Origin of the sequence: Microbacterium allomyrinae (genome assembly GCF_020682705.1) — a bacterium.
GTDB classification, from domain to species: Bacteria; Actinomycetota; Actinomycetes; order Actinomycetales; family Microbacteriaceae; genus Microbacterium; species Microbacterium allomyrinae.
The window spans coordinates 53,948-67,198 of record NZ_JAGTTN010000007.1 but is presented as its reverse complement, the minus strand read 5'-3'; the positions used below and the strand labels follow the sequence as shown (position 1 = coordinate 67,198).

Genomic DNA, 13,251 nt, shown 5'->3' with positions numbered 1-13,251 from the left:
TCACATCACTCCAGGACGGTCACGGTGAGCTGCGAGAGCGGCTCGGCGAGCGCGTTGATCAGATCGGTGAACTCGCGCTTGTCCGCGTCGGTGAGCTCGTCGTAGAACACGAAGCCGTCCACGAGCGAACCGTGCACTGCGAGCGCCGCCTCCAGCGCTGCGTAGCCGGCGTCGATGTCGGCCACGAGCGCCTCACCCTCGTCGTCCTTCGATGCGGCGAAGTCACGGGCGAGTGAGAACGCCATCTTCGAGCCTTCGACGTTGGCGGCGAAGTCCCAGAGATCCGTGCCCGACCACCAGTCCTCCTCCCCCGTGATCTTGCCCATTGCCACTTCGTCGAGCAGCGCGATCGCGCCGTTGGAGATGCCGGCGACGCCCTGCTCGTCCAGCGCGGTCTGGAAGTCGGCGGAGTGGACGTAGTCGTACAGCTCCTGCACATCGGCGATGAGCTGGTCGCCGAACGCTGCCCGCTCATCCTCGGTGGACGGCGCCCAGTCCTGCCACGCCGGTGTCTCGCCGTCGGCGTTCAGCGCGTCCTCGGCGGGCACCCACAGGTCCTTCTCGATACGGTGGAAGCCGGTCCAGTCCAGGCGCTCGGCCACGGCGTCGACCTCGCGGTAGTCGATGCGCGGATCGAGGTCGCCCAGCGCCTCGGCGACCGGCTCGATCCGCTCGTAGTACGCGCGCACCAGCGGGAACTGCGTACGCGCCGTGTCATCGTCACCCGACTCGTACGCCGCCGCGAACTCCTCGACGGCCGGCAGCAGCTGCCCGACCTGGTCCTTCACGAATGCGGCGTACAGGTCGACGGCCTGCTGCTTCTGCTCGGCATCGGGGCCGTCGATCGCCACCGCATCGCCGGTGACCGAGAACGCGGCCTTGCCGACGCCGTCGCCGATCATGCCCGGCTTGCACAGCGTGTAGTAGTCGCCGGGCTGGGCGACGACCGTCAGCGTGCGGGATGCTCCGGGCGCGATGTTCTCGACCTCTCCGACGATCCGCAGCCCGTCGTCGGCGACCAGGTAGAACTCGGTGACCTCGTCACCCGTGTTCGCGACGTCGAACGCGAGCGTGCCGCTCTGCGCATCCGCGGCCGAGACCTCGCACCCGTCGGCGGTCGAGGTGACGGTGAGCGCGTCGGACGCAGCGGTGTCGGCCTTGGCGACGCAGCCCGCGAGGGCGAGCGCGCCGACCGTGAGCGCGGCGAGCGCGGCGGGAAGTCGATGCGGGGTCATGATGCTCCTTGCTGTGGAGTGACGGGGACGGCGTGAGGCGGTGCGGCGGCGGCGGCGTCGGACCGGACGGTCTCAGGCGCCGAGATGCTCGGCGCCGGGGCGGGAGCGGCGGGGGTGCGACGGAATTGACGTCGGGCCCACACACCGCCGACGATGGCGACGTAGAGGATCCAGGCGACCACCTGCAGCCACGACATGCGGGGCATGAAGCCGATCGTGGCCTGCAGCACGGCGGCGAGGGGGCTGCCCGGCGGGATGGCGGTGCTGACGTCGAACGCCCACCCGAACGGGAACGCCGCCCACCCCACGGCGACGGCGCCCGTGACCGGATCGATCGGCGCGGCCGACGTGAAAGGCCCCGGAAGCGCGCCGGCCTCCTGCAGATCGCGGATGCCGTAGGCCAGGACGCCCGCGGCGACGATGATCAGGAAGGCCCCGGTCCAGGTGAAGAAGCGGCGAAGATCGAGCCGCACCATCCCGCGGGCGAGCAGCCAGCCGAGGACGACGGCGGCCACCAGCCCCAGCAGCGCGCCGAGGAGGGCGCTCGGGGCGTCGCCGAAGGACTGCACCATCGACCACAGCAGAAGCGTCGTCTCGACCCCCTCGCGCGCGACCGAGACGAACCCGATGACCACGATCCCCCAGAGACCACCGGTCGCGAGCACTCGATCGATGTCGCCCTCGAGGGCGCGCTTGAGGGTGCGCGCGGTGCGCTGCATCCAGAAGATCATCCACGTGACCATCGCGACGGTGAGCAGCGAAAGCGTTCCGCCGAGGATCTCCTGCGCCTCGAACGTGAGGGCGTACGCGCCGAATGTGAGGATCGCACCGACGACGAGCGCCAGGCCCACCGCGAGGCCGACGCCCACCCAGAGCCGTGGCAGCACATCGCGGCGGCCGAGCTTCGTCAGGTAGGCGACGAGGATGCCGACGACGAGCGCGGCTTCGAGGCCTTCGCGCAGGCCGATGAGGAATGTAGAGAGGAATGTAGCGAGCAACGGGGGTATCCAGATCGTGCAGGAAGTGCGGCGCGCCGTCGCGTCACCGGCCACCACGATTCAGGTAAGCCTTGCCTTGCAAACTACTCGACCTCGCCGGCCCCTGTCCAGTCCGTCACGCCGCTCGCCCGCTGGTAGACCCTCGCGAGATGGAGCAGATGAGGGACCAGTTCGTCGGGCGAATCGACGGTGAACTCCATCCCGAGCATGCCGATGTACGCGGCGATCGTCTCGAGGCTGTCGGCGCCGGTGACGAGCACCGAGGTCTCGGTGTCGACCGCTTCCACGACGCCGACCGTCGGGTTGATCCTCGCGATGACGTGTTCGGCGGGAGCGGCGATGCGCAGTCGCGCGTGCACCTTCCATCCGCTGGCGGCGATCGAGCGCAGCGCGAACGCCGTGTAGTCGCCGCCGGGGAGCGGAACCGGCTCGAACGGCCGTCGCGTGGGCATCCGCGGCTCGACCCAGTCGAGGCGGAACGTCTCCCACTCCCCGGTATCCGGGTCGCGCGCCACGAGGTACCAGCGTCGCTGCCAGTTCAGCACCCGGTACGGCTCCACCCGCCGCTGCCGGCCGCGGTAGTCGAACCGCAGCCACTCGACATCGCGGATCGCCTGCGCCACGACCCCCAGGGTGCGCGGATCGACCTCGGGATCGGGGGCGTCGGTGCCGATGTTCTCGGGACCGCGGTCGACAGTGGCAGCGACGGCATCGACCGTCGGCCGCAGGTGCGGAGGGAGAACCTGGAGGAGCTTGGCGAGCGCACGGGAACCGGCATCTTCGATCCCTGTGACGCCGGTCGCCACGCGAAGCCCGATCGCGACCGCGACCGCCTCGTCGTCGTCGAGGAGGAGCGGGGGGAGCTTTCCGCCGGCACCGAGCCGGTAGGACCCGGCGCGGCCGCGCGTCGCATCGACCGGGTACCCGAGCGAGCGCAGCCGCTCGATGTCGTTGCGGATCGTCCGCGGCGAGACATCGAGACGTCCGGCGAGCTCCGGTCCGCTCCAGTCACGGCGGGTCTGGAAGAGCGCCAGGAGAGCGAGCATTCGAGCGGAGGTGCCGGCCACAGGAAAGTCCGAAATCGATCGATTTAACAGGAAGTAAACGTACCTATATCGACCGTAATGTCGAAGACATGAACACCGCAACCGCCTCCACCGAGATCCGTCCGTTCCGTGTCGAGGTCGCGCAGACCGATGTCGACGACCTCCTCGCGCGCCTCGCCCGCACGCGGCTCCCCCAGCCCGCGCCCGCCGACGACTGGGAGTCGGGCACGCCGAACTCGTACCTGGCCGAAGCCGTCGCGCGCTGGCGAGACGGGTTCGACTGGCGCGCCGCCGAGGCGCGCATGAACGAGCATCCGCAGTTCACCACGCAGATCGACGGCCAGACGATCCACTTCGTACACGTGAAGTCGCCCCACGAGGGCGCGACCGCGCTGCTGCTCGCCCACACCTACCCGGGCTCGTTCGTGGACTACCTCGACATGATCGGCCCGCTCGTCGACCCCGTGGCCCACGGCGGCCGCGCCGAGGACGCGTTCGACGTCGTCATCCCCGATGCCCCCGGTTTCGGCTTCAGTCAGCCCGTCGTCGAGACCGGCTGGACGCTGACCCGGGTGGCCGCCGCCTACGACGCCCTCATGCGCCGCCTCGGCTACGACTCGTACGGCATCCACGGCAGCGACAACGGCGCGATGGTCGCCCGCGAACTCGGCCTCCTCGACCCGGAGGGCTTCCTCGGGCTCCACGTGCTGCAGCTGTTCTCGTTCCCATCGGGCGACCCGGCCGAGTTCGAGAAGCTCGAGCCGCAGGACTATGCGGGCCTCGAGCACATGCAGTGGTTCCAGTCCGTCGGCGGCTACAACACGATGAACGCCTCGCGCCCGCAGACCATCGCGGCAGGTCTCTCGGACTCGCCGGTGGCCCAGCTGGCGTATTCCGAGCTCTTCAACTCGTTCGGCAACGGCACCAGCCTCGTGCCTCTCGACGCGATCCTCACCGAGGTCAGCGTCGCGTGGTTCGCGAACGCGTCGGCGGGCATGAGTCGCGCCTATCGCGAGAACGCACTCACCGATGCCGAGCCGTGCGTGAGCGAGGCCCGCACCGGAGTGGCGGTGTTCGCCGACGACTTCCAGACGATCCGGGTCTTCGCCGAGCGCGACAACGCGAACATCGTCCATTGGAGCCGCTTCGAGCGCGGCGGGCACTACGCCGCTCTCGAGGTGCCCGACGTGGTGGCGGGCGACATTCGCACGTTCTTCGCCACGAAATGACGTCTGCCGGCGGGGGCTCGCGGTTCGTCCGCAAGCTCCCGCCCGCTTAACCCGATGCAACAAACGAGCGGATGCCGCGGCAGCCACCTACTCTCGCTCCATGACCGATCTGAACCTGCCGATCCTCGATCTGTCCCAGCTCGATGAAAGCCCCGCAGCCGCGGCCCGGTTCCGCGACGAGTTGCGCGCGGCGACGCACGATGTCGGCTTCTTCTATCTGACCGGCACCGGCGTCTCGCCCGAGCTCGAGGCACGTCTGCACCAGGCCGCACGCGACTTCTTCGCGCTGCCCGAGGCCGACAAGCTCGCCATCGAGAATCTCAAGAGCCCTCACTTCCGCGGGTATACGCGGGTCGGAGGCGAGCGCACGCAGGGTCAGGTCGACTGGCGCGAGCAGATCGACATCGGGCCGGAGCGCGATGCGATCTGGGCCCCCGCATCCGGAGGCTCCGCGCGGCGCGCCAGCGACGTGGGGAGTGGACGCGGGGACGACGCGGCGGCACCGGACTTCTCGCGGCTGATCGGCCCCAACCTGTGGCCGGACGCCCAGCCCGAACTGCGGGAGGTCGTCTCGGAGTGGCACGACCACCTCTCGGGCGTCGCGCGCAGGCTGCTGCGCGCCTGGGCGCTGTCGCTCGGCGCCCCGGAGAACTACTTCGACGAGCATTTCGGCGAACCCTCGACCCTCATCAAGATCGTGCGGTATCCCGGCAAGGAGGACCCGACTCCCCAGCAGGGAGTCGGTGCGCACAAGGACTCGGGTGTGCTGACACTGCTGTGGGTGGAGCCAGGCAAGGGCGGTCTGCAGGTCGAGCGCGACGGCGAGTGGGTCGACGCTCCCCCGGTGCCGGGCGCGTTCGTCGTCAACATCGGCGAGCTTCTCGAATACGCCACCCAGGGCTACCTCATCGCGACGAAGCACCGCGTGATCTCGCCTCGGTACCCCGACGACCGCATCTCGGTGCCCTTCTTCTTCAACCCCGCGCTCGACAAGCGGCTTCCGCTCATCGAGCTGCCGGTCGAGCTCGCCGCGCAGGCCCGCGGGGTCACGCGGGACCCTGCCAACCCCATCCACGCGCTCTACGGTGAGAACGCGCTCAAGTCGCGCCTGCGCGCGCACCCCGATGTCGCCGGCATCCACCACCCCGACCTGGTCGCGGCCCGCGCCGGCGCCGTCGGCTGACACCTCCGCGCGTTCTCCGCCGCCGTGCGGCGGGGCGGGCTGCGCCGAGCGCTTTGCACGGCATCCGTCGCCGACGCAAGGGGGTCCCCACTCGTCGCCGCGGCGCCTACCGTGGCGTTCATGAGCGACGTGACGATCTTCGCGCCCTCCCCCACGCTCACCGTGACGATCGAGGAGCATGACGACGAGCCCGACATCCATCTCCACGCGGGCGGCCAGGGTGTGTGGCAGGCGCGCATGCTGCTGCGGCTCGGTGTGTCGGTGACGATGTGCTGCACGCTCACGGGCGAGATCGGGCGGATGCTGCGCCATCTCCTCGAAGACGAGGGCATCGCGGTCGCGGGCATCGATCGACCGGGCAAGGGGTCGGCATACGTCCACGATCGCCGTGCCGGCGAACGGGACGTGATCGCCGAGACCGAGGGCGAGCCGCTGGCGCGCCACGACCTCGATGAGCTGTACGGACTGACACTGCGTGAGGGTCTCGCGTCCGGTCTGGTGATCCTGAGCGGGCCGGCCGGCGACGAGGCGCTTCCGGCCGACACCTATCGGCGCCTCGCGGCCGACCTCCGCGAGGGCGGGGCGAGAGTCGTCGTCGATCTGGCCGGAGACCGTCTCGATGCCGCGGTCACGGGCGGAGTCGACGTCCTCAAGGTGAGCGACGAAGAGCTCGTCCGCGACGGGCGCGTTCCCGACGGCGCCTCCGCCGCGGCGATCAGAGCGGCGATGCGGATGCTCCACCAGAAGGGCGCGCATTCGGTGATCGTCTCGCGATCCCCCGAACCCACGCTGCTGCTCGACGGGGCCGGATTCCTCGAGGTCCAGGCACCCCGCATGGAGGTCGCCGACACCCGTGGGGCCGGCGACTCGCTGACGGCAGGGGTGGCGGCAGGCCTCGCCCGCGGTGAGAGCGTGCGCGACGCGATCATCACCGGCGCCGCGGCCGCCGCGCTCAACGTGACGCGTCACGGGTTGGGCACCGGCGACCCCGAAGCGATCGCGAGGCTGCGCGAGGCGGTCTCGGTGCGCGAGATCCTCGACGAATCCGCCGCCGGGATCGACCAGCCGGTGACCGGCCACGTCAGTCCCGACGGGCTGGCTGCTCTCGCCGAGAACGCCGAGAGCGGCACGACGGATGAGAGCGGCAAGAACCGGGAGAAGCCATGACCCGCACTCTTCTCACGAACGACGACGGTATAGACGCCCCCGGGCTCCATGTGCTCGCTCGGGCGGCACGGGACGCGGGACTCGATGTCACCATTGCGGCGCCTGCGCGCCAGTCGAGCGGCTCCAGCGCATCGATCGTGGCGGCAGAGGAGGACGGGCGCATTGCGATAGAACGACGCGAACTGCAGGGACTCGCGGACATCCCGGCGTACGCGGTGCGCGGCGGACCCGGTCTCGTCGCACTCATCGCGGCACACGGAGCATTCGGCGCGCCTGCCGAACTCGTGCTCTCGGGCGTCAACCACGGCGCCAATGTCGGGCGCGCCATCCTTCATTCCGGCACGGTGGGCGCGGCACTCACGGGTGGCCTGAACGGGGCCTGGGGCGTCGCGGTGTCTCTCGACGTCGGCATGAACCCGGAGGATTTCCACTGGGATGCCGCCGCCACCGCGGTCGTCGGGCTGCTGCCGTTCCTCCTGGAACGGCCACGGGGCACCGTGATCAACCTGAACGTCCCCAACGCGCCGCGCAGTCGCGGCACGGTGGAAGCCGGCCTCGCCCCGTTCGGCATCGTGCAGACCACCCTGACGGAGGAGGACCGGGGGCACATCCGGCTCGCGGTCGAGGACCTGCCGAACACCCCGGAACCCGGCACCGACGCAGCACTCCTGGCCGAGGGCTGGGTGACGCTGACCGGACTCGATCCGGTGTCGCAGGTCCCGTTGGGCTATACCCAGGCCGTAACCTCCCGGAATGGGTGAAGGCCTCCCCACACCGTGGGGAGGCCTTCCAAGAATGTTCTGCGCGATTGTACGCGGCTGCGCTGCTGCTTAGCGGCGGAGTCCGAGACGTTCGATCAGCGAGCGATAACGCGCGATGTCGATGTCCTGGAGGTAGCCGAGCAGACGACGACGCTGACCGACCATCAGGAACAGACCACGACGCGAGTGGTGGTCGTGCTTGTGCTCCTTGAGGTGCTCGGTGAGGTCCTTGATGCGCTGCGTCAGCATTGCAACCTGCACCTCGGGGGATCCGGTGTCACCGGGGTGCGTCGCGTACTCTTCGATGATCGCCTTCTTGACGTCTGCTTCCAGTGCCATAGGTGATCCCCTTTCTCGTCGTTGCGCGGTGCCCGACGCCTGATGCGTGAGCTCTCTTTCTCCGCGGCCGATCAAACGGCAACCTCAAGAGTCTACCAGCGCATCGCACCACCGGCGAACGGTCACGTCGGCATCGCGCGCGAACCGCAGTCGGACGGTCGTCGTTCGGCGGATTTCGGACGCGGCACTGGCGGTCGGGCGCGAGAGTCGGATGCCGGGGCTAGAGTCGCCGCGTGTCCACCGCACGTTCGAACCCCACCTCCCCGACCCCGCCCACGCCCCCGGACGCGACGCGTCCGATCGACGGGGCGCGCGCCGCGTCCGGCGCACCGATGTCGCAGGCGTCGGTGGCGGTGCAGTTCGCGCTGACGGGGATCGTGTGGGGATCGAGCTTCCTGTTCATGAAGGTCGCGCTGACCGGCATCTCACCGGCCCAGGTCGCGTGGTCGCGACTGATCCTCGGGGCGCTGGTCCTCGGTCTGTTCGTCGCGATCCGGCGCGAGGCGCTTCCCCGATCGCTGAAGATCTGGGGCCACATGACGGTGCTGGCCGTGTCGTTCTGCGTCGTGCCGTTCCTGTTGTTCTCGTGGGCGCAGCAGCACGTGACGAGCGGACTCGCCAGCATCTACAACGCGACGACGCCGATCATGACCGCGATCATGGCGGCCCTGGTGTTCCGCGTCGAGAAGCTCAAGCCGCTGCAGATCGCAGGGATCGCGCTCGGCATCGCGGGCGTCGTCGTCATCATCGGCCCGTGGCAGGGGCTCGATCTCTCGCAGAGCCTCATCGCCCAGTTCGCGATCCTCGGCGCGACGGCCTGCTACGGCTTCAGCCTCGCGTACATGCGCAAGTTCGTCGCGAACACCGGCATGAGCGCCCTGATGTTCTCGTTCCTCAACATCGGCCTCGCGGCGGCGATCATGGCCGTGCTCACACCGGTTCTGGTCCTCACCCCGGTGCACCTCGATCCGTGGATCGTCATGAGCGTCGTGCTGCTCGGGTGCCTCGGCACCGGCATCGCCTACATCTGGAACCAGAACGCGGTGCGGGCCTGGGGGCCGACCCGCGCCTCTACCGTCACCTACATCACCCCGCTGGTCGGCGTGGTGCTCGGCGTCGTGATCCTCGGCGAGCACGTCAGCTGGAACGAACCGGTGGGTGTGCTCGTTGTGTTCCTGGGGATTCTTCTCGCGCAGGATCGCCTGCGGCGCAGACGGCGCAACGACGAAGGGACGGATGCCGCAGCCGCCGGATCGAGTGGCCGCGCAGCGGCTGTATCGAGATCATCCGCCCCTCCCCCTGCTCGCTGATCAGCCGGCTTCGGGTGCCGGCGGGCGATCCGCCGGATCGATGCGCCGGAGACGCTGCTCGAGTTCCGCCGCATAGCGCACGGCGGTCGGCGTGTATCGAGATCAGTCCTGCTGGAGCGCGCCCTGGAGGTCCAGGGTGATGGTGATGTCCTTGCCGACGAGGACGCCGCCGGCCTCGAGCGCGGCGTTCCACGTGAGGCCGAACTCCTCGCGGTTCACGACCGCCTTGGCGGTCGCGCCGGCCTTGTAGTTGCCCCACGGGTCGACTCCGAAGCCGCCGAACTCGAAGTCGAAGGTGACGGGCTTGGTGATGCCGCGGATGGTGAGGTCGCCGTCGACGAGGAAGTCGCCGCCCTCGACGCGCGCGCCGGTCGAGCGGAACTCCATCGTGGGGTGGTTCTCGACATCGAAGAAGTCGGCCGAGCGCAGGTGCGTGTCGCGTCCCTCGTCCTTGGTGTCGACCGACGTGACGTCCACGCTCGCCTCGACCTTGGCGTCGAGCGGGTTCTCGGGGGCGACGAGCGTCGCGCTCTTCATGCCGAAGGTGCCGCGCACCTTCGAGATCATCATGTGGCGGACGCTGAAGGTGACCTCGCTGTGCGAGGGGTCGAGCACCCAGGTGCCCGCCTTGTAGCCGGGGATGGAGATCGTCGAGGTGGTGTCGGTCATGGTCGTCCTTCGTGTCGGTGGGTCGCCGCGCGAGTCGGCAGGCATGTCCGGTAAAACGCGACATCGGGAGCAATCTATTCCCGTGAATGCAAAAATCTCCGATCGACCGTTCCTTCCGGCAGCGGCGCCACTGCTCTGTCGCGGCCTATCAGATCTGTGGCGCCGCACCAAGAAGCTGCAGCCGCAACGGCGCGAGGTTGACCGTGCTCGCGCCGCACACGCGAGGTCAGGCCCACACCAGCCCGGCGGGCGGCCGCGCGGAGCGCGACGGAAGCCCTGCGCGTCTGAGGATGTCGTAGAGCAGCCGAGGATCTTTGTGGGCCGGCGTCCGCCAACGAGAGAACGCGCGGACCGCACGCTGCAGCTCGTCGCCGCGATCCTTCTCGGCGATGAGCGCCTCCTCGGGTGTCCGCCCCTTCAGGAGTGCAGGGTCGAGGTATTTTCCCGTGCCGTCGAACTCCGCAATGTGGTCGAACTCCTCGAAGTAGTAGTCGACGTCGGCCTTGCGGCCGCTCGGCAGGCGGAAGCGCCTCTGAAGCACCGGCGCAGGGAATCCGAGACGTTCGATGAGCACCCCGTCCCTCGCTCTCGCGCACCGAGTCCGATGACCCGGTCGAGAAGGCGAGCGCCCCGCGCATGCGCGCACCGCCGCGCTGCCGAGGGTCGGCGTCGGCGATCGCCTGGAGACCGGCACGCGTCACGAGCGCGCCACCCGACCGCCGCACCCACTGTGCCTGGTCCAGGGCGATGACCCCGGCGGTGAACGCGCCGATCCGCGCAAGGTCGAGCGCCGTCTGCGCCGGCGACGTGATCGCGTGACCCCGCCAGTCCACGGTCTCGATGTTCGAGTGCGTCGTCGTCCTGCGCCGGAACTCCCCCGACGAACGTCCGCCGGTGGTGCGCGGGACGAGGATGTCGACGACCTCCGGCCATCGGCCGATCAGGTCGATGCCCCACGCCGAGGCGGCTGCGAAGTGTGACACCAGCAGTGGGCAGCGCGAGCGATCCATGACCTCGATCACCCGCACGTAGTGCCGGTCCATCGGGCGGAGCATCCGCCATTCGCTGCCCCGGACGAAGGACCCCGGCGCAACACGGACGTACGCACCGCGCTCGATCTCCCGGGCGAGTCTGCGGTCGTTGACCGGTTGACCGTCCCGGTCCCTCCGGCGATGGATCGCGATCGACGGCTCGGTTCTTGGCTCCATCGACCCACGATGCAACGGCTCGGTGCGCCTCGGACAGCACGTCACCCGATCTGTGGAGAGCCCCGCGGCGCGACTCGTCGGGCAGGAGTCTCGCTGAGACACGTACGGCCCTCGCCGCTCATCGGCGCCATTCCCCTGTTGCGGCGCATCCGATCTGTGGCGCCCCCACAGGAATCTGCAGCCGGCAGGCGCGCCCCAACGGAAACGACGGAGGGACGGATGCCGCCGGCATCCGTCCCTCTCTATGGCCTGTGTGGTGGTCGGCTCAGTCTCAGCCGACGGCGACGAGGTCGATGATGAAGATGAGGGTCTTGCCGCCGAGGAAGTGCCCACCGGCGGGACCGTAGGCGAGGTGCGGGGGGATCACGAGCTCGCGGCGTCCGCCGACCTTCATGCTCGGGATGCCGTCCTGCCAGCCCTGGATGAGGCCGCGCAGCGGGAACTGGATGCTCTCGCCGCGGTTCCACGACGAGTCGAACTCTTCGCCGGTCTCGTACTCCACACCCACGTAGTGGACGGTCACGGTGTCGCCGGGCTTCGCCTCGGCGCCGTCGCCCACGATGAGGTCGCGGATGACCAGGTCGGCGGGCGCGGGGCCCGCGGGGGCGTCGATCTCGGGCTTGGTGCGGTCGTCAGTCATGCATCCATCCAACCATCCCCGGAGGATCGGCACAGGATGGTTTCTCTCGCGGCGAACCCCTCCGAGAGATGTCGATACGGCTCGTCGGGTGTGGAACACGCCGTTCGCGCTCGTATCGAACACGCCCACTCGAGAACTCAGCGCTCGGTGTCCGCGGCTGTGCCTGCGTGACTACCGAGCGCTGAGTTGGTCTCCACTCAGGATGCCCAGCGCCCCGGACGGTGTCAAGGGTCAGGGGGCGAACAGCGCCGCGCGGGCCGCCGCCGTCCGCGCGAGGAGGTCGCGTTCGTCGCTCGCCGCATCGGGGTCCCGTCCGGTGATCGCACGCTGGCGCGTGGCCGCAAGCGCAGTCGCATCGCCGATGAAGCCCCTCATGAGCGGCGTGCGATCTCCGCGGAGCGACTTCGCCCAGCCGAGTGCCGCTCTACGCCCGGCGGGTGTCGCCAGCATGTCGACTTCCTGCGGAGTGAACCACCCCGCGGCGGCATACTCCCCCAGCCGTCGACGTGTGAGCCGCGACTCCTCGCGCCGCAGCGCGATGACGCCGAGGATGAACCCCACGAAGAGCGGGATCTGAAGCGTCATGTACAGGCCGAAGAAGTCGCCGAACATCGCCGATCCGTTCCAGAGCGCGTGCAGCGCGATCGCCCCCGCCAGACCCAGCAGCCATGGCCCGACGGCATGGCTCGCGCTCAGCCCTTTGCGCGCCGCCAGCCCGAGGGCGAATCCGGTCACGCTCGTGAACATGACGTGGGCGAACGGCGAGAGGATGCCGCGCATGAAGAATGTCGTGGAGGTCTCGGCCGCGCCGCCCTCGATGAAACTGATGGCGAAGTACTGGATGTTCTCGGTGAACGCGAATCCTGCGCCGATGAGCGCGCCGTACACGATGCCGTCCACCGGGCCGTCGAACGCACGGCGCGCGGTCACGAAGATGAGGAATACGCCTATCCCTTTCGCGACCTCCTCGACCACGGGCGCCTGCACCACGACGGTGAGCGCTTCGCGCAGCGTCGACCCGTCGTTGCCGAACGCCATCGTGATCAGCAGGTCTACGCCCAGGGCGATGCCGACGGCGGCGATCGCACCCCATGCCACCGCCAGGATGAGCAGCCCCCGCGGCTCGGGCTCCCACCGGTCGACGAGGCGCACCGCGAACACCACGCCCGCGAGGGGGATGAGCGCCAGCAGCATCCCCACCAGAGACGCGCCGGGCCCGATCGCGTTGAGGAAGTAGCCGACGATCGCGACGAGCACGAGTACGAGGATGCCGACGATCCAGATCGGCGCGGACCGTCCCGAGCGGGGCGACACGGTGGCGGGGACCGGCACCGGCGCCTGCGACACCGCCGCCGGCACGATCGTCGCCGGAGAGGCGACACGAGGCTGCGCCAGCGCCGACGCGAACTCGGGCGGCGTGAGCGAGGGGCGCGCGCCCCCGGCTCCGTGGTCGTACGTCATGGCCA

General features: G+C 69.5%; 13 protein-coding genes. 5 read left to right on the top strand and 8 right to left on the bottom strand.

Features of this window, described 5'->3' with window-relative positions; all coding sequences use genetic code 11:
- Positions 1-5: 5 nt before the first annotated feature.
- The 3 genes from efeO to KEC57_RS16610 form a co-directional block, all read right to left on the bottom strand.
- On the bottom strand, positions 6-1,235 hold the full coding sequence (efeO, locus tag KEC57_RS16620) for an iron uptake system protein EfeO (protein WP_229385811.1): 1,230 nt from the start codon (positions 1,233-1,235) through the stop codon (positions 6-8).
- On the bottom strand, positions 1,232-2,233 hold the full coding sequence (efeU, locus tag KEC57_RS16615; RefSeq protein ID WP_229385810.1) for an iron uptake transporter permease EfeU: 1,002 nt from the start codon (positions 2,231-2,233) through the stop codon (positions 1,232-1,234). The genes efeO and efeU overlap by 4 nt, the downstream gene beginning before the upstream one ends.
- Positions 2,234-2,316: 83 nt before the next feature.
- Positions 2,317-3,300: a helix-turn-helix transcriptional regulator gene (locus KEC57_RS16610; protein ID WP_229385809.1), complete on the bottom strand. Its 984-nt coding sequence runs from the start codon at positions 3,298-3,300 to the stop codon at positions 2,317-2,319.
- A gap of 68 nt (positions 3,301-3,368) precedes the next feature.
- Here KEC57_RS16610 and KEC57_RS16605 point away from each other — a divergent pair, with 68 nt between their 5' ends.
- The 4 genes from KEC57_RS16605 (at position 3,369) to surE (ending at position 7,619) form a co-directional block, all read left to right on the top strand.
- Positions 3,369-4,508: an epoxide hydrolase family protein gene (locus KEC57_RS16605; RefSeq protein ID WP_229385808.1), complete on the top strand. Its 1,140-nt coding sequence runs from the start codon at positions 3,369-3,371 to the stop codon at positions 4,506-4,508.
- 100 nt (positions 4,509-4,608) lie between these two features.
- The gene (locus KEC57_RS16600; RefSeq protein ID WP_229385807.1) at positions 4,609-5,691 is read left to right on the top strand and encodes an isopenicillin N synthase family dioxygenase; all 1,083 of its coding nucleotides are present in this window, start codon (positions 4,609-4,611) and stop codon (positions 5,689-5,691) included.
- 120 nt (positions 5,692-5,811) lie between these two features.
- Positions 5,812-6,858, top strand: coding sequence for a PfkB family carbohydrate kinase (locus KEC57_RS16595; protein ID WP_229385806.1), 1,047 nt, complete (start codon positions 5,812-5,814; stop codon positions 6,856-6,858).
- Positions 6,855-7,619 carry a 5'/3'-nucleotidase SurE gene (gene surE, locus KEC57_RS16590; protein WP_229385805.1) on the top strand — a complete coding sequence of 255 codons (765 nt, stop codon included), beginning with the start codon at positions 6,855-6,857 and terminating at the stop codon, positions 7,617-7,619. The genes KEC57_RS16595 and surE overlap by 4 nt, the downstream gene beginning before the upstream one ends.
- 69 nt (positions 7,620-7,688) lie before the next feature.
- Here the strand turns inward: surE and rpsO are convergent, their stop codons facing one another.
- Positions 7,689-7,958 (bottom strand): 30S ribosomal protein S15, encoded by a 270-nt coding sequence (rpsO, locus tag KEC57_RS16585; RefSeq protein WP_203189246.1) that lies wholly within the window; start codon positions 7,956-7,958, stop codon positions 7,689-7,691.
- A 332-nt stretch (positions 7,959-8,290) separates the two neighbouring features.
- Here rpsO and KEC57_RS16580 point away from each other — a divergent pair, with 332 nt between their 5' ends.
- Positions 8,291-9,268 carry a DMT family transporter gene (locus KEC57_RS16580; protein ID WP_229385890.1) on the top strand — a complete coding sequence of 326 codons (978 nt, stop codon included), beginning with the start codon at positions 8,291-8,293 and terminating at the stop codon, positions 9,266-9,268.
- Positions 9,269-9,370: 102 nt separating this feature from the next.
- Here KEC57_RS16580 and KEC57_RS16575 read toward each other — a convergent pair whose 3' ends face one another.
- From KEC57_RS16575 to KEC57_RS16560, 4 genes are all read right to left on the bottom strand, one after another.
- On the bottom strand, positions 9,371-9,937 hold the full coding sequence (locus KEC57_RS16575) for a YceI family protein (RefSeq protein ID WP_229385804.1): 567 nt from the start codon (positions 9,935-9,937) through the stop codon (positions 9,371-9,373).
- A 226-nt stretch (positions 9,938-10,163) separates the two neighbouring features.
- Positions 10,164-10,478: a hypothetical protein gene (locus tag KEC57_RS16570; RefSeq protein WP_229385803.1), complete on the bottom strand. Its 315-nt coding sequence runs from the start codon at positions 10,476-10,478 to the stop codon at positions 10,164-10,166.
- Between the two features lie 938 nt (positions 10,479-11,416).
- Complete coding sequence (locus tag KEC57_RS16565) at positions 11,417-11,785, bottom strand: FKBP-type peptidyl-prolyl cis-trans isomerase (RefSeq protein ID WP_229385802.1); 369 nt, start codon at positions 11,783-11,785, stop codon at positions 11,417-11,419.
- A 231-nt stretch (positions 11,786-12,016) separates the two neighbouring features.
- Positions 12,017-13,246: a PrsW family intramembrane metalloprotease gene (locus KEC57_RS16560; RefSeq protein ID WP_229385801.1), complete on the bottom strand. Its 1,230-nt coding sequence runs from the start codon at positions 13,244-13,246 to the stop codon at positions 12,017-12,019.
- Between the last annotated feature and the right edge of the window lie 5 nt (positions 13,247-13,251).